Below are 16,065 nucleotides of genomic sequence, written 5' to 3' on the forward strand. Positions count from 1 at the left end.
CGCTTACAAATAAATGACGGGCACGTATGCTGTAAAGCATTAACTTACGTAATCCCTTAAACAAAAAAGCAGTGGTTAGTTTCCTTTAATATGCCTCAAAAATGAAAATAAATCGCATTTTGTATACTTGTCGACAACTTGGATTGCAATCATTCATTTCGAAAATGATTGCAATCCAAGTAGCACACCCCATGATCAATCAGGTTGTAGAGTGATTGTTCGTTTGGAAGAGCTTGACGATCACAATGGTTAGCCGTCCGATCATCATATATCAAAGCTATCGTGTAAAGTTTTGCCGGAATCCTTGAAGTATTGGCGCACGCCCGCCTGAATTAAGCTTTTGTCTCCAGACTCAAGGGCTTGAATTAACAGACGGTGTTTCTCAATTACAGCGCTTACTTTCTGCTCGCCTTGATTAAATACTTCTTTCGTTGTAAGTAACATGACTGTCATCACAACATATCGGATGCTTCGCCATAGATGCGAAATACGAGAATGCTCAGCGGCTTCAATAATCGTCTCGTGAAAAGTTAGATCCTGGTAAGCAAACTCAACCGCATCTTGATGGCGTCCAGCCAGCTCCATTTTGTCGATGATATTATAGAGTTGTGTAACTAATTGTTCTGGAACGGCGCTTGCTAGTCGTTGTTGGACAAAGCTTTCAATTAGAAAACGGACATCATATAACTCTTCGACGTCTTTAATTTTCAATCCAAGGACAACCACGCCCATTCGTTCCAGACGAATCAGTCCTTCATTAGACAATGTTCTCAAGGCCTCACGCACTGGTGAACGGCTACTGTCAAAATCAGCGGCAATGCGATTCTCTGATAAAACCTCTCCAGGACGAAGGGTTCCGCTAATAATACGCAGCCTTAGTTCGCAGGCAATTGCTTCCCCTCGGGAAGCACCTTGCAACCAAGAAGATGGAAACAGCATAGTAGGTAACGCTCCTATTCAAATAATCAGTTCCTATTGATCATAGCATAACCGTTTATTGAATGAGCATATGTGATCTAATCGACAAGAATGATAAGGCGACAATTGGTCATCATTAAGGTCAGGGAAAATACCAATAAGTATACTTGTATACAAGATGTAATTTGTATCCTACACCTTTCTTGAAAACTTGTAAACCTCACCGATAAAGCGGATACATTCAATTTTAAATATACCCCTATTGAAAAGGACACAAACAATTCAGATCATTTAATAACATTATCCACATGTGAATAACTTAAAAGAGTATAATAATGAGGTAATGATCAATATTTTGAGGTGTGGATAACCTGATATCACAATAAACAGTGATTTTAGGAAGGTAGGTGGGGATAACTTTTTGGCGAGTTAACCGTATGTGCCAATTGGAAATTCCAGCTGTTCAGGAAGAGTGCCAGATCGTAGATGACAACGGCGTTTAGAAAGAGGGAGGAGTCGTGTGGATTTCAGTTGACTTTTCCAGTTGTTCGTGGTTAAATATATAAAGGTGTTTTCTGTGAAGATGAAAATGATTCATCACATAAGTATTTCCTTGTAAGGAGGTGCAATACATTGAGACCTACATTCAAACCGAACGTTAGCAAACGTAAAAAAGTTCATGGTTTCCGGAAAAGAATGAGCACAAGCAACGGCCGTAAAGTTTTGGCTGCACGTCGCCTGAAAGGCCGTAAAGTCCTGAGTGCTTAATGCATGTGAAGACCACCGAGGTGGTCTTTTTTTTCTTAATATCAGATCGATTCGGACTTGATGTTTCACAGATCTGGTCTGAATTGACTTCGAAAAGACAGAATGCACAACCTAAATTGTATGTTGAAGGTTTTCGAATGCGTATTTTTTTCGAAAACGTACCTTAATATATATAGAACAATTATGTTTTGGCTGAAATGACCGATTCATAGTAGTCCAGGGCCAAGGCTTGCCCTTAGTGCAAGTGATTCATACTCATCTCAATAGAATGGGTGTCCAATTCGAGTACTCAGTCGTCATTGATTCGTGATGAAGTTGTGATTAAGACAGTTTACTGTCATTCAAGAAAGCCTATACTAAATCAGTAATGAGGCCTCCGTCAATACATGATGGTGGAGAACAGCAAGGAGAAGCGCCGTGTACAAAAGACTGCGTTTACGAAACCGGGCGGACTTTAGCCGCGTATACCGGTATGGGAAATCGTTTGCCAATCATCAGTTTGTGGTGTATGGCTGCCGCCGTAAAGATACTGAGCAATTCCGAGTAGGTGTATCATGCAGCAAGAAAATCGGAAACGCTGTCGTACGCAACCGGATGAGACGCATGATTAAGGAAATTATACGGCATCATGAAAAAGAGATTGTTACGCAAATGGATCTGATCTTTATTGTCAGAAAAGGTGCGCTCGACATGACCTATCAGGAGATGGAGAAAAGCTTGATGCATGTGATGCGGAAGGCGGCTCTTTTGAAGCCTAATAAAAGGTAAGCCTTGGTTTATTTGTCCTCCTAATTATGGTATGATTTACGGTGGAATGGAATGGTTAAGAGAGGGGTTATGAAGTGTCGCGATTGAAGACATCAAAGGGGAAGTGGATTCTCCTCATTGCAGTCATTGCAATGGTCGCTGTATTAGCTGGATGTACTCCGCAAGGAGCCGGGGTTACTACAGAAGATCTGAAGAACAGTGATTCATTCTGGCAAAGTAATGTAGTTTACTGGTTCTCTTATGCACTCGATACGTTCGCAACATGGTTCAAAGGCGAATATGGACTAGCTGTCCTGGTTATGGTGCTTATTGTGCGGACATTGATTTTACCATTGACGATGAAGCAAGTTCGCAGCTCCAAAGCAATGCAGGCTATTCAGCCGCAACTTAAGGAGATTCAAGCCAAGTATAAAGATACACCTGAGAAAGTTCAGCAAGAAACGATGAAGTTGTTCCAGGAGAACAAAGTTAATCCGATGGCCGGGTGTCTGCCTCTTATCATTCAGATGCCGATTTACATCGCACTTTATAACTCCATTTACGGAAACTCCAGTCTAAGAACTCACGATTTCTTGTGGCTTCAACTCGGAGAACCGGATCACCTGTTTATTTTGCCAGTGCTCGCTGCCATCACTACATTCATTCAAACTTGGATGATGATGCGTATGAACCCAGCACAGCAGATCGGTCCAATGCAGTTCATGCTATGGGTGTACCCGATTCTGATCTTCGTTATGTCGTATCAGTTCCCGTCCGCCTTGCCGCTCTACTGGTTCTACAGTAATATCTACACGATCGTACAAAACTATTTCCTTTACCGGAATAATGATAAAGTCGTGGCTGAGGTCAACGTGAAGCAGAACAGCTCTTCCAAAAAAGGAGCTAAACGCAAAAACGGTGGCAAAGCGACCGTCTCTGGAAAAGGGTCGAAAGGGGCCAAAAAATCGAAATGACCAAAGTCATTGCGTCAGGAAAAACCATTGAAGATGCTGTAAACCAAGGATTGGCTGAGCTTGGCGTGAGCCAGGACAAGGTCGAGATACAAGTGTTAGAGCAGCCGTCAAAAGGATTCCTGGGTTTGATTGGAGTAAAGGCGGCGAAAGTAGAAGTTAAGCTTCTCCCTGTACCCGAAGTTATACCAGATCCGATCAAGCCAGCCGCGTCTCTCTCTCAGATGCATGAAGCACCTGAGGGTGTCGCAGCTAAAAATCCCTATGAGGAAGCGGCTGCTTTCTTAAAAGAAGTGGCAGCAGGTATGGGACTGGATGTTGAGGTGCATATCAAGAAACAGCGTGATGGACATGTCTTCAATATTGCTGGAGAAGATCTCGGCATGATTATTGGCAGACGTGGGCAAACGCTAGATGCTCTTCAATATTTAACAAACATTGTAGCCAATCGTTATTCAGAGAGTTTCGTTCGCATTGTGCTTGATGCAGAGAACTTCCGTCAACGTAGACGGAAGACGCTGGAGGATCTGGCTGAGCGATTAGCTGGACAAGCCATTCGTTCTGGTAAGGAAGTTGTTCTAGAGCCAATGCCACCACTCGAGCGCAAAGTAATTCATGCGAAACTGCAAAATAACCCGCAGATTAAGACATATAGTAAGGGCGAGGAGCCCAATCGGCGTGTGGTCATTATGACGAAATAACACGAAATTGAAGACGCAATGGCTGCCTGCCCCGTGCAGAAGTCATTGCTTTTTTCGTACAAAAGCCTTTTATATTTAACCACCTATGAGGTAAGCGTAAGTTTTATTAGAAATGATATGGCGTCCAATCCTGGGCGGCAATTTGAAAATAGAGCAAGGAGAGATAACCATGATCAGTGATACGATCACAGCAATATCAACGGCTGTCGGAGAAGCGGGAATTGCCGTGATCCGGATCAGCGGCCCGGATGCAGTATCAGAGACAGAGAAAATTTTTCGTAGTAAAACACCATTAACACAAGCAGAATCGCACACAGTTCACTATGGCCATATTATTGAACCAGGTACGGGAGAAAAGGTTGAAGAGGTACTGGTTACTGTAATGCGAGCACCAAGATCATTTACAACAGAAGATGTAGTAGAGATCAGTGCTCATGGTGGGGTTGTATCTGTTAAACGTGTAATGGATCTGCTGCTTCAGCTTGATATTCGTCTGGCCGAGCCGGGTGAATTCACGAAGCGTGCGTTTCTTAATGGGCGAATCGATCTGTCACAGGCAGAAGGGGTTATGGATCTCATCCGTTCCAAATCAGACCGTGCCTTCTCTGTTGCTCTGAAGCAGGTGGAGGGTAAGCTATCCAGTAAGCTTCGCGATCTACGACATACACTGGTTGAAACACTGGCGCATATCGAAGTGAATATTGATTATCCGGAGCATGATGTGGAATCACTCACGGCTGATTTTATTAAGGAAAAATCCAGTCTAGTCATGACTGAAATTGATAAATTGCTAGTCACTGCTGAACAGGGCAAAATACTACGTGAAGGGATTACAACGGCCATTGTTGGACGACCTAATGTAGGGAAATCCTCATTGCTCAATGCACTTGCTCAAGATAATCGAGCAATCGTCACAGATATTCCGGGTACAACGCGAGATGTGATTGAAGAGTTTGTTACGATTAATAATATCCCACTCAAGCTACTCGACACAGCCGGCATCCGTGAGACGATGGACGTCGTTGAGAAAATTGGTGTCGAACGTTCCCGCTCTGCAGTTAATGATGCTGATCTTCTATTGATGGTCATTAATGCGGCTGAGCCTCTGCATGTGGATGAGATTGAATTGTTGGAACAAATCCGCGGTAGACAATCCATTATCATTATGAATAAAATGGACTTAACTCCGCAGGCAGATCGTGATGTGTTGCTTCGGTATATTCCAGAAGATCGCATTGTTCCAATGTCGGTAAAAGATGATCTCGGTGTAGATCGCTTGGAAGAAGCAATCTCAACATTGTTCTTCAGCGGCAAACTGGAGTCGGCGGATCTCACATATGTTAGTAATGTGCGTCATATTGCGTTGCTCAAAAAGGCCAAACAGTCTCTTGTAGACGCTTATGAGGCAGCAGAACAGTTCATTCCTATTGATATGATTCAGATTGATGTGCGACTCGCTTGGGAGCATCTAGGTGAAATTGTAGGAGATACAGCACATGATGCATTGATTGATCAGATTTTCTCCCAGTTCTGTCTAGGAAAGTAAAATTTGCAGGCTTACACGTGTATCAAAAAGGTGTATGATAGGTGAGTTCAATCCCTATTATAGGTGATGTATTTTAGATTTACATGAACAATGACTCATTGTTTTGATATAGATGTTACGGATTTTTCAAAATTCAATTTACGATTAGGCGTCAGACGCTTAGTTGTTAGAACCGATCGTACATCAGTATAAGTGTGCGACGGTATAAGGGGGTAAACAAGAATGGCTTTTGATGGCGGTAGTTATGATGTTATCGTCGTTGGCGCAGGACATGCAGGTGTAGAATCTGCACTAGCGGCAGCACGTATGGGTTCCAAAACACTGATGATCACGATCAATCTGGATATGGTGGCCTTCATGCCTTGTAACCCATCGATTGGTGGACCAGCAAAAGGGCATGTTGTGCGTGAGATTGATGCGCTCGGTGGCGAGATGGGGCGGAACATCGACAAAACATTTATTCAGATGCGGATGCTAAACACAGGTAAAGGGCCGGCAGTGCACGCACTGCGTGCTCAAGCGGATAAGTTCTCTTACCAGCACAAAATGAAAGAAACGATGGAGAATGAACGTAATCTGACCATGCGCCAAGGTATGGTAGATCGTCTTATCGTTGAGGATGATAAGTGTGTAGGCGTAGTAACACAGACTGGCACTGAGTATCGTGCTAAGGCGGTCGTCCTGACTACAGGAACCTATCTGCGCGGTAAAGTGATTATGGGTGAGTTAATGTATGAAAGTGGACCAAACAATCAACAGCCTTCACTCAAATTGTCTGAGCACTTGCGTGAGCTGGGCTTCGATCTGGTTCGTTTCAAAACGGGTACACCACCTCGTGTGCACAAAGATACAATTGATTTTAGCAAAACTGAAATCCAACCAGGCGATGACGAGCCGAAATTCTTTTCGTACGAAACAGAATCTTCTGACAATGAGCAATTGCCTTGTTGGCTGACCTATACATCTGTTGAAACGCATCAGATTATTAACGATAATCTCCACCGTGCGCCAATGTTCTCGGGTATCATTGAAGGTACGGGTCCGCGTTATTGCCCATCGATTGAGGATAAGATTGTTCGTTTTAGCGATAAACCGAAACATCAGATTTTCCTTGAACCAGAAGGTAAAAACACATCGGAATACTATGTACAAGGTCTATCCACAAGTCTGCCAGAGGACGTTCAGCTGGCTGTTCTACGTTCCATCCCAGGTATGGAAAAAGTAGAAATGATGCGTAACGGCTATGCGATTGAATACGATGCAATGGTACCTACACAGCTCTGGCCTTCGCTCGAAACAAAACGTTTACCAGGTCTGTTCACTGCAGGACAGATTAACGGTACATCTGGCTACGAAGAAGCAGCAGGACAAGGTGTAATGGCAGGTATTAATGCGGCGCGTAAAGTGCAGGGTAAAGAGCCGGTTGTACTTGATCGTTCCCAAGGGTACATTGGAGTTCTGATTGACGATCTCGTAACAAAAGGAACCAATGAGCCATATCGTTTGCTGACATCACGTGCGGAATACCGCTTGTTACTTCGTCATGATAACGCAGATCTTCGTTTGACTGAAATCGGTCATGATATTGGATTGATTACAGAAGAACGTTACGCAAAATTCCTCGACAAAAAAGCTAAAGTAGATGCTGAAGTCGAGCGTTTGAAAGTAGCAAAAGTACGCCCTGTGGAAGTCAATGCGAAACTTGAAGAAGCGGGTTCAACACCAATTCAGGATGGAAGCACATTGCTGACCTTGATGCGTCGTCCTGAACTGGGGTATGACTGGATTGAGCAGATCTCACCACCTGAAGTTGAGCTAACTGCTGATATGAAGGAACAAGTCGAAATTCAAATCAAATATGCGGGTTATATTGAGAAACAATTGATCCACGTGGAACGTTTGCAAAAGATGGAGAAGAAGAAAATTCCGGATACAATTGAATATAATGAAGTTCACGGACTTGCGATGGAAGCGAAGCAGAAGCTCTCTACCATTCGTCCAATCTCGATTGGGCAAGCTTCCCGTATTGCTGGCGTTACACCAGCGGACATCTCCATATTGCTGGTCTACTTGGAACATTATAACCGTGTAACCGCAGCAAGGGGACAATAATGGACGCTATCCAACAGCAGCTACAGTTGCGCTTGAAGGAACATGGATTAGAGCTAAATGAACTTCAGCTGGAACAGTTTGAATTATACTTTCAGGATCTTGTAGCCTGGAATGAAAAGATGAATTTGACAGGTATCACAGAACGGGAACAGGTATATACGAAACATTTCTATGATTCGGTATCGCTTGCTTTTTACACGGATATTTCGAAGGTTGGGAAGCTGGCCGATATCGGATCAGGAGCAGGTTTCCCGGGATTGCCTCTTAAGATTTGTTTTCCACACTTGAAATTAACTATCGTTGATTCTTTAAATAAACGTATCGGTTTCTTGCAGCATGTGGTGGATCGCCTTGGTCTGACAGACGTTGAACTAATCCATGGACGAGCTGAAGAGCTTGGACGCAAAGAAGGGTATCGGGATAGTTATGATCTCGTTACGGCACGAGCCGTTGCCAAGCTAGTTGTATTGAATGAATTCTGCCTGCCATTTGTACGCAAAGGTGGATTGTTCGCTGCTATGAAGGGTGGCGACCCGCGCGACGAGATGAAGGAAGCGGAATTCAGCTTCAACCAGTTGAAGGGACGAGTAAAAGCAGTTCATCCATTCCAGCTGCCGGTAGAGGAATCTGAACGTCATATTATTCTTGTTCAGAAGTTTGATAAAACGCCTCATAAGTATCCGCGTAAACCAGGTACACCACTGAAAACACCTTTGGTGTAATTACAGGTAGCCCAAGCAGATTAAGTACAGTAGTGCATCTTTGTTAATGCAGCGCATTAGCAGGGTGCACTATTTTTTTTTTGAATGTGAATACAGTTCAGAAATAGATTATAGCGAAAACGAATACTGTTTGATGATTACAGTGTGAGGAGATTACATTATTCATCTGAGAGTGAGTTGTTTTTTAGGTTTAAGCTCATTCGTGGAGTGGCGGACTGGATTGGAATATAAAATCGAAGATGTGATTCTTTTGTCAATTGAAGAGTGATATTTAATGGATATAGATCGTAGTCGTGTGAACAAGAAACTATAGTATGGTGATGTTGTTTCACGTGAAACATTCTTCTTTTCTATAATACATAAGTGAAACGACTTACCATAATATCAAAAGAAATGCCCTCAGAAAAGTAATTACCTCTTCCGTTTCGTTCAATTTCAATGAATAAAAAGCAGGAAAATTAAGAGCGTTTAAAGAATAGGTAAACATAGGATTATGATAGAAAAGATGATAGAATAGAAGTATCCGATCCTGTGGTTCAGAGATCATAGATTGATATAGATGAATAGACATTTCATACAGTAAGTCATTGAATTAGGAAGTGTTAGTACAGGCAAAACTTATTCGAAAAACGACGGTATATATGGAGTCGCATATTGAATAAGAAGCACCTGCATTACAGCAGGAGCTATTACGAAACTAGGTGGTAATATACGGAATGAAAGAACAATTTTCGAAGTTGTTTGGTTTGGCGGATCGCAATAACGGAGACGAGATAAAACAAATTCCGGTCAATGAAATTGTGAGCAGCCCGTATCAACCCCGTACGATCTTTGATGATGAAAAAATTGACGAGTTGTTGCAGACGATCAAGACACATGGGGTTATCCAACCTATTGTCGTCCGCGTACGAAATGGATCATATGAGATTATTGCCGGTGAACGTCGCTGGCGTGCAGTTCGAAAGCTTGGTCTGGACCATATTCCAGCCATTGTACGTGAATTCAACGACTCACAGGCTGCATCCATTGCATTGATTGAGAACTTGCAGCGTGAAGGACTAACATCGATCGAAGAAGCGGTGGCCTATCAGAAACTAATTGATTTGCATCAGTTGACACAAGAGAGTTTAGCACAGCGTTTGGGTAAGAGTCAGTCGACGATTGCCAATAAGATTCGTTTGTTACAGCTTCCAGAAGGTATTAAAGCAGCTCTAATGGAACGGAAAATCTCCGAACGACATGCAAGAGCGTTACTTTCACTAGATACAGAAGAATTGCAGATGAAGCTGCTTGCTGAAATTATTGAAAAAGAACTCAATGTGAAGCAAACAGAAGCACGTGTTGCCTTCTATAAGGAAGCTTCTAAAATTAAAAAATCGAAACGCATTTCATTCACCAAGGACGTTAGACTTGCACTGAATACAATTCGCCAATCGATTGATATGGTTTCCGGATCTGGTCTGGATATCAAAACGAAAGAAGAAGACCATGAGGATCATTATGAAATCGTTATCCATATTCCGAAACGCAAATAATTGAAGCTTCAGGCGGCAATGAGCCGCTTTTTCTGTCTATAGCACGGAGAATGACATTGATAGAGGAAATGGTAGTTGTTGTTGTGTGGACGATAGCCACCTGCTTAGTGTTAAATGTAGCTTATAACCTACAGGAAAAGACTCCTATTTTATTTGAGGTGAAGGTATTGTCTAAGATTATGGCCGTAGCAAATCAAAAGGGCGGTGTAGGGAAAACGACAACATCTGTTAACTTGGGTGCAGGATTGGCTTCACTCGGGAAAAGAGTACTACTTGTCGATATAGACCCTCAGGGGAACACAACCAGCGGAGTCGGAATCAATAAAGCAGATGTGGCTAATTGCATATATGATGTCATCATTAATGAAGTTCATCCTCAGCAGGCTATTGTAGAAACTCAAATCGAAGGACTTCATATTATTCCTGCAACCATTCAGCTCGCTGGAGCTGAGATTGAATTGGTATCTACGATATCACGCGAAGTTCGCCTGAAAAAATCACTCGCCATGGTGAAAAACAATTATGATTACATACTGATCGATTGCCCACCATCCCTTGGCATGTTGACGATTAACTCGTTGACCGCTTCCGATTCGGTGATCATTCCGATTCAGTGTGAGTATTATGCACTTGAAGGTTTGAGCCAACTGCTTAACACCGTTCGTTTGGTTCAGAAACATCTGAACACCTCCTTGCAGATTGAAGGTGTGTTGCTTACGATGTTTGATGCGCGTACGAATCTGGGCATTCAAGTCATTGAAGAAGTTAAGAAGTATTTTCAGCAGAAAGTGTATTCAACGATTATCCCGCGTAATGTTCGACTCAGTGAAGCACCATCTCATGGACAGTCGATTATTACGTACGATCCCCGTTCCAGGGGAGCAGAAGTGTATCTAGAGCTCGCAAAGGAAGTGATATCATATGAGTAAGCGGCTCGGAAAAGGTCTGGATGCCCTCATTCCATCGCTTTCAATTAATGATGATGACAAAGTCGTTGAGATCCCGATTAGTCAATTGCGGGCAAACCCTTATCAACCTCGTAAAGTATTTGATGAGGATGCAATTCATGAGTTGGCAGAGTCCATTCGCCAGCATGGGGTAATACAACCGATCATTGTACGTACCGTGTTGAGAGGGTATGAGATTATTGCTGGTGAACGGCGTTTCAGAGCTTCTCAATATTGCGGAAATGCCACTGTACCAGCAGTAGTTCGTAATTTCAGTGATCAGCAGGTTATGGAAATCGCACTGATCGAGAATCTTCAGCGTGAGAACCTAAATGCTATGGAAGTTGCAGTTGCCTATCAAGGGTTGATGGATCAGTTCGCTTTGACTCAGGAAGAGCTTTCTGTAAAGGTGGGCAAATCTCGATCCCATATTGCTAATTTCTTGAGATTGTTATCTTTGCCGGATGAATTGAAGGATCATGTTTCACGTGGAACACTATCCATGGGTCATGCTCGTGCCATTGTAGGTGTGAAGGATCTTGATATGATGAAACAACTTGCTAAACAAACCATTGAGCAACAATGGAGTGTACGTGAGTTGGAAGAAGCAGTTCAACAGTTGGATCGCGCTAAAGCAATCGAGGGCAAAGCGAAATCTAAACTGAAGAAGAAGGATCCATTCATTGATACAGTGGAGGAGTCCCTTCGGGAGCGGTTCAAAACAACTGTGAAAATCAAGCATAGCAACAAGGAAAAAGGTAAAATTGAGCTCAACTACTACAGTAAACAAGATCTAGAGCGGCTACTCGAATTGCTGCAATAGATGATGTTTCACGCTCGATAACAACATGCGGGGCTTTCTCATGGGATGACATATCGCCTCTGTACGATGGAGCAACGATATGTCATATTTATTTTATTAGGGTGAAATGCAAGCATTACGTTTAATGAATGAGCAGAGGGTGGTTATGAGGTGGAGAGAGTCATCTATCTAGATCATGCTGCAACATCATGGCCTAAACCGCCTGCTGTTGGTGAAGCGATGATGCAGGCTTTGGATGTAGCGGGAGCTAATCCTGGTAGAGGTAGCCATCGGATGGCTGTTCAAGCGAGTCGCATATTATTTAGCACTAGAAAGGCATTATCCACGCTGTTTGGTGTGAGCAATGCAAATGATATTTCACTCGGTTCGAATACGACAGAGGCTTTGAACCTTGCCATTCAGGGATGGTTACGCGAAGGTGACCATGTTATTGCAACTATGGCTGAACACAATTCTGTGCGACGTCCGTTGGAGTACATGCGTAGATCACGAAATGTAACCGTAGATTATGTAAAGGTTGATGCTATGGGTGCCGTTGATCTATTGCAGCTTGAGAAGATGTTCCGACCGAATACCCGGATGGTTGTCTGTACTCATAGCTCTAATCTGTTGGGTAGTATTTTACCCGTAGGTGAAATCTCTCAGATGTGTCGGAAACGCCAGATTCCTTTACTTGTAGATGCTGCTCAAAGCGCTGGTGTGATGCCTGTTGATGTGAAGCGAATTGGCATTGATATGCTTGCCTTTCCTGGTCACAAAGGTTTGTTAGGTCCACAAGGGACAGGTGGACTCTACATTGCCCCAGAGTTAGACGTGCAACCTCTACTTCATGGCGGGACAGGAAGTCAATCGGAAGCCATAGAGCAACCTAATGTCCGGCCTGATCGGTATGAAGCTGGTACACCTAATACGGTAGGTATGGCCGGTCTTGCTGCTGGTGTGAAGCATGTGATGGAATTAACACCTGAACGGATCTACCAACATGAATGGGAATTGACACAGTTTATGATGGAAGGGTTAGCCTCTGTACCGGGAATTCGAATGTTAGGCCCAGAGGTTGGACACCCTCGTACTGGATTGTTATCCTTTACGGTAGAAGGACATGATTCAGCTCAACTTGCTTTTAAACTGGATCGACAGTACAACATTGCAGTTCGTTCTGGGTTTCACTGTACACCTCTTGCACATGAGTCCGCAGGCACTACACGGAGTGGAGCGGTTAGAGCAAGTGTGGGGTACAACACCGTCCAAAGTGATGTGAACACTTTAATTGAAGCTGTGCACGAAATAACAAGATTCACATAAGTCGCATGGATACATCATCGTTAGGCATGTTATGATCTCAATCCATGACATAAAGAGAGTGGATATACCCGGGTACGCATCACTTGGTTATACGAAGGGGCTTAGGAAATCCTAAGAGGGGTTTTTGTATTCCAGGGCTGATCGATCAGGTGATTTCGTAATATAGGCATGATGCTACAGGATACAGACCTTAATCTGAACAAACAAACAGAGGGGTAGTTACACTACATGGCTGAACTAAATGAGCTGATTCTGGAACAATTGCTATGGATTATTGGCGGAATGGCATTACTATTGGTAATCTTGCTGGTGACTAGCATTGCACAGGGTGCAAAGTTACGTAAGTTTAAACGGAAATATGAAGCGATGATGTCTGGCACAGGAGTAGAAGATCTGGAGACATTGTTAATTAATCTGAAGATTCAGATGGATAGCATTGAAGATGAACACAAGCTGCAAACGAATCAGCTACAAGCAGTCATGCAGAAATTGACCCATATGCAGGGTAAAGTAGGGGTTAAGCGCTACAATGCTTATGGTGAAAGAGGTAGTGATCTGAGCTTCTCCATGGCAATGATTAACGATAATCAAGACGGTATGATCCTCACAGGTCTTTATAATCGTGATGGTTCTTATGTCTATGCTAAACCTCTTAAAGGGGGAGAGTCCACGTATACACTTTCCCCTGAAGAGAAAGAAGCGATTACTCTGGCACAGCAAGCAGAGTAGAGCGAGTATGCCATTCTCGGATGGCCGAGTAAAGACTGCTGGATATAATCTCAGACATGCGCATAACTAAGCTGAGTCTTGTATTCTGCAGAACAAAGTATTCCATAAAGCCGCCGACGTTAACGATACCTGTCAGATGGATATCGCCGACCGGCGGTAATTCTTTATTTACGCCAGCTCCAGGCTTCAATGGGCCATTTACCACCTGAATGCAGCCAACACTAGAGGATTGTCCAAGACAAGCATCAATTCCAATAACATATGGATTATGGTGTGTGGCTTGGATTTTGTGCAGTGTTTCTTGTAGATTCATAGCATGTACAGGTTCATCTAGTGTGCCATAAAGGTGAAAGAGAGGGCTGTCCCATTTAGCGAGAGCTGAACCTACTAATGGGCCTAAGCAGTCTCCAGTAGATCGATCAGTACCGATGCATATAATCACAACATTTTGCAACGAATGAGCTTTGTAGAGATGGAACATTAAACGATGAATAATAGCAGAGTGTACGCCAGGATCGGTATGAGGAATTTTCAAGCTGGTCATATCTTGGGATGAAAAAGAATGCGAGATGGGTTTCATAGGATCTATCCTTTCCCCTTGAATGGTAGTAACAGTATATGGAAGGATAGAGCGTTTTATACTTGGTCAGGACAAGCTTTTTCATGAGAAGGTTATGCTGTGACCCAATGAGGGTAATTTGGAGCTAAGTAAGATTGAAGGGAGCCGGGCATGGACGAATGGTTAGATGATTGGATGTTGATTGCGTTTGATTCTACTCAGCAGGCACTACGAGCGGAGATGTTGTTAGAGTTCGCTGAGATTGAGATTGACTTGTTCCCAACACCGAAAGAGATTACGGCAGGCTGTGCACTCTGTATTCAGTTTCCTAAGGAAGATGTGCTGAGGGTGCAACAGATCATTCGGAATGAGTTCGTGGAGATTCGGGGCCTCTATTTCAAAAACGAAGACAGCTATGATAACATACCGATGTAGAGGGGGATGGATGAATGTGGTCTTTTAAATATATGACTGCTCCTGGTAATCCTAATGAGCCTACTGCTATAGAAAATGCTCTAAGCTGGACAGATCAATTATGGAACAAAATTGCTGATGCCGATATGTGGTTTAATATTTTATTCAGTTCCCTCAGGATATTGCTTATATTCATAGCTACTCGAATTGTGATCAAAATTGTTTCGCGCATTATCGATCGTAGTATGAAGCAGAAGCAGGAGGGTCGCCTTCGCGTTAACCCTCGTCGTTTTGTTACGGTAGGTGAATTACTGAAGAATGCGACTTCAATAACATGTAACTTCATCATGGTGCTGCTTGTATTATCAGAGATTAATGTAAAAGTGGGGCCGTTACTTGCTAGTGCTGGTGTACTTGGGCTTGCAATCGGGTTTGGTGCACAGGGATTAGTGAAAGATGTTATTACAGGTTTCTTCATTATATTAGAGGATCAATTCGCTGTAGGAGATGTTATTCAGACGGGTACCTACAAGGGAACAGTTGAGGTTATTGGACTCAGAACGACCAAGTTGGTGAGTTGGCAAGGAGAGGTTCATATCATTCCTAACGGTACCATTGCCAGTGTAACGAATTTCTCGATGTCCAATTCACTTGCTGTTGTAGACATTCCAATGAAGGCCGATCTTAGTTTGGATGAATCGGTTCATTTGGTAAAAAGAGCGGTAGTTGGTATTGAAAATCGTGATCTCAACATTGTGAAGGTTCCAGATGTACTTGGAATCCAGTCCATGTCTACCTCTGAGTACGTCATTCGGGTCGTTGCTGAGTGTATGCCGAACTCCAGATCTTCTGTTGAACGTCAGATTCAAAGTGATGTGAAGAAATCACTGGAGTATCAAGAGATGAGCAATCAAGCAGCGTTAGAGCAGGCAGCAGGTCAAGAACAGAATGAGGGGGATGGCACAGGTGGAGCGTAAAATTTTTCAGCTCGGGGACATCGTGCAGATGAAGAAACAGCATCCATGCGGAAGCAATGAGATGGAGATCATTCGTATGGGAATGGACATTCGTATCAAATGTGTAGGGTGTAAACACAGCGTGCTAATTCCAAGAGCGAAGTTTGAGAAAAACATGAAAAAGGTGCTGCGGTCAGCAGAAGATCTAGCTGAATCATAAGCAGATTGTAAGTAAATTATGAGTAAATCGTAAGCAAAATGTAGGATATGAAATTGAATAAATCACACCTAAAATAGCGTTTACATGCGGGC

Annotated in this window: 17 protein-coding genes; 15 read left to right on the forward strand and 2 right to left on the reverse strand. The window is 43.2% G+C overall.

The genetic code is table 11. The annotated features are described in order from the left end of the window. Positions 1-264: 264 nt before the first annotated feature. Positions 265-939, reverse strand: a complete 675-nt coding sequence (locus J2T19_RS20310) for a GntR family transcriptional regulator (protein WP_307218958.1) — start codon at positions 937-939, stop codon at positions 265-267. Between the two features lie 612 nt (positions 940-1,551). Here J2T19_RS20310 and rpmH point away from each other — a divergent pair. The 12 genes from rpmH (at position 1,552) to J2T19_RS20370 (ending at position 13,824) form a co-directional block, all read left to right on the forward strand. Then, the gene (gene rpmH, locus J2T19_RS20315) at positions 1,552-1,686 is read left to right on the forward strand and encodes a 50S ribosomal protein L34 (RefSeq protein WP_024629517.1); all 135 of its coding nucleotides are present in this window, start codon (positions 1,552-1,554) and stop codon (positions 1,684-1,686) included. Positions 1,687-2,103: 417 nt separating this feature from the next. Next, entirely contained in the window at positions 2,104-2,454 is a 351-nt protein-coding gene (rnpA, locus tag J2T19_RS20320; protein WP_239290861.1) for a ribonuclease P protein component, read from the forward strand. Positions 2,455-2,528: 74 nt separating this feature from the next. Further along, positions 2,529-3,407, forward strand: a complete 879-nt coding sequence (locus tag J2T19_RS20325; RefSeq protein WP_307218961.1) for a YidC/Oxa1 family membrane protein insertase — start codon at positions 2,529-2,531, stop codon at positions 3,405-3,407. Continuing rightward, entirely contained in the window at positions 3,404-4,105 is a 702-nt protein-coding gene (gene jag / locus J2T19_RS20330) for an RNA-binding cell elongation regulator Jag/EloR (protein WP_307218964.1), read from the forward strand. Before J2T19_RS20325 ends, jag begins: the two co-directional genes overlap by 4 nt. A gap of 169 nt (positions 4,106-4,274) precedes the next feature. Next, positions 4,275-5,651, forward strand: coding sequence for a tRNA uridine-5-carboxymethylaminomethyl(34) synthesis GTPase MnmE (mnmE, locus tag J2T19_RS20335; RefSeq protein ID WP_307218966.1), 1,377 nt, complete (start codon positions 4,275-4,277; stop codon positions 5,649-5,651). 222 nt (positions 5,652-5,873) lie between these two features. Further along, positions 5,874-7,763 (forward strand): tRNA uridine-5-carboxymethylaminomethyl(34) synthesis enzyme MnmG, encoded by a 1,890-nt coding sequence (gene mnmG / locus J2T19_RS20340; RefSeq protein ID WP_307218969.1) that lies wholly within the window; start codon positions 5,874-5,876, stop codon positions 7,761-7,763. Next, the gene (gene rsmG / locus J2T19_RS20345; protein WP_307218971.1) at positions 7,763-8,485 is read left to right on the forward strand and encodes a 16S rRNA (guanine(527)-N(7))-methyltransferase RsmG; all 723 of its coding nucleotides are present in this window, start codon (positions 7,763-7,765) and stop codon (positions 8,483-8,485) included. The genes mnmG and rsmG overlap by 1 nt, the downstream gene beginning before the upstream one ends. A 716-nt stretch (positions 8,486-9,201) precedes the next feature. Next, positions 9,202-10,020, forward strand: coding sequence for a nucleoid occlusion protein (noc, locus tag J2T19_RS20350; protein WP_145045119.1), 819 nt, complete (start codon positions 9,202-9,204; stop codon positions 10,018-10,020). Between the two features lie 167 nt (positions 10,021-10,187). Next, positions 10,188-10,949: a ParA family protein gene (locus J2T19_RS20355; RefSeq protein ID WP_056697605.1), complete on the forward strand. Its 762-nt coding sequence runs from the start codon at positions 10,188-10,190 to the stop codon at positions 10,947-10,949. Next, positions 10,942-11,790 carry a ParB/RepB/Spo0J family partition protein gene (locus tag J2T19_RS20360; protein ID WP_307218975.1) on the forward strand — a complete coding sequence of 283 codons (849 nt, stop codon included), beginning with the start codon at positions 10,942-10,944 and terminating at the stop codon, positions 11,788-11,790. Before J2T19_RS20355 ends, J2T19_RS20360 begins: the two co-directional genes overlap by 8 nt. 150 nt (positions 11,791-11,940) lie before the next feature. Then, on the forward strand, positions 11,941-13,095 hold the full coding sequence (locus tag J2T19_RS20365) for an aminotransferase class V-fold PLP-dependent enzyme (protein ID WP_307218977.1): 1,155 nt from the start codon (positions 11,941-11,943) through the stop codon (positions 13,093-13,095). Between the two features lie 228 nt (positions 13,096-13,323). Further along, positions 13,324-13,824: a DUF4446 family protein gene (locus tag J2T19_RS20370; protein WP_128104232.1), complete on the forward strand. Its 501-nt coding sequence runs from the start codon at positions 13,324-13,326 to the stop codon at positions 13,822-13,824. On the opposite strand, the gene yyaC is transcribed toward J2T19_RS20370, so the two are convergent. Next, complete coding sequence (gene yyaC, locus J2T19_RS20375; RefSeq protein ID WP_307218980.1) at positions 13,799-14,404, reverse strand: spore protease YyaC; 606 nt, start codon at positions 14,402-14,404, stop codon at positions 13,799-13,801. The genes J2T19_RS20370 and yyaC overlap by 26 nt on opposite strands. Positions 14,405-14,554: 150 nt before the next feature. On the opposite strand from yyaC, the gene J2T19_RS20380 reads away from it, so the two are divergent. Genes J2T19_RS20380 through J2T19_RS20390 form a run of 3 tightly spaced genes read left to right on the forward strand, consistent with a single transcriptional unit; the run spans position 14,555 to position 15,973 of the window. After that, complete coding sequence (locus tag J2T19_RS20380) at positions 14,555-14,818, forward strand: putative Se/S carrier protein (RefSeq protein WP_056697542.1); 264 nt, start codon at positions 14,555-14,557, stop codon at positions 14,816-14,818. A gap of 14 nt (positions 14,819-14,832) precedes the next feature. Beyond that, complete coding sequence (locus J2T19_RS20385; RefSeq protein WP_370874912.1) at positions 14,833-15,774, forward strand: mechanosensitive ion channel family protein; 942 nt, start codon at positions 14,833-14,835, stop codon at positions 15,772-15,774. Further along, on the forward strand, positions 15,764-15,973 hold the full coding sequence (locus J2T19_RS20390) for a DUF951 domain-containing protein (protein WP_056697538.1): 210 nt from the start codon (positions 15,764-15,766) through the stop codon (positions 15,971-15,973). Before J2T19_RS20385 ends, J2T19_RS20390 begins: the two co-directional genes overlap by 11 nt. Positions 15,974-16,065: the final 92 nt, after the last annotated feature.

The sequence above is a fragment of the Paenibacillus tundrae genome, assembly GCF_030812775.1.
Classification (GTDB): domain Bacteria; phylum Bacillota; class Bacilli; order Paenibacillales; family Paenibacillaceae; genus Paenibacillus; species Paenibacillus tundrae_A.

Bases quoted from the DNA above. Each gene is read 5' to 3' on its own strand.
- J2T19_RS20310 (WP_307218958.1), bottom strand. From the start codon at position 939: ATGCTGTTTCCATCTTCTTGGTTGCAAGGTGCTTCCCGAGGGGAAGCA.
- jag (WP_307218964.1), top strand. From the start codon at position 3,404: ATGACCAAAGTCATTGCGTCAGGAAAAACCATTGAAGATGCTGTAAAC.
- mnmE (WP_307218966.1), top strand. From the start codon at position 4,275: ATGATCAGTGATACGATCACAGCAATATCAACGGCTGTCGGAGAAGCG.
- mnmG (WP_307218969.1), top strand. From the start codon at position 5,874: ATGGCTTTTGATGGCGGTAGTTATGATGTTATCGTCGTTGGCGCAGGA.
- rsmG (WP_307218971.1), top strand. From the start codon at position 7,763: ATGGACGCTATCCAACAGCAGCTACAGTTGCGCTTGAAGGAACATGGA.
- noc (WP_145045119.1), top strand. From the start codon at position 9,202: ATGAAAGAACAATTTTCGAAGTTGTTTGGTTTGGCGGATCGCAATAAC.
- J2T19_RS20360 (WP_307218975.1), top strand. From the start codon at position 10,942: ATGAGTAAGCGGCTCGGAAAAGGTCTGGATGCCCTCATTCCATCGCTT.
- J2T19_RS20370 (WP_128104232.1), top strand. From the start codon at position 13,324: ATGGCTGAACTAAATGAGCTGATTCTGGAACAATTGCTATGGATTATT.
- yyaC (WP_307218980.1), bottom strand. From the start codon at position 14,404: ATGAAACCCATCTCGCATTCTTTTTCATCCCAAGATATGACCAGCTTG.
- J2T19_RS20380 (WP_056697542.1), top strand. From the start codon at position 14,555: ATGGACGAATGGTTAGATGATTGGATGTTGATTGCGTTTGATTCTACT.
- J2T19_RS20385 (WP_370874912.1), top strand. From the start codon at position 14,833: ATGTGGTCTTTTAAATATATGACTGCTCCTGGTAATCCTAATGAGCCT.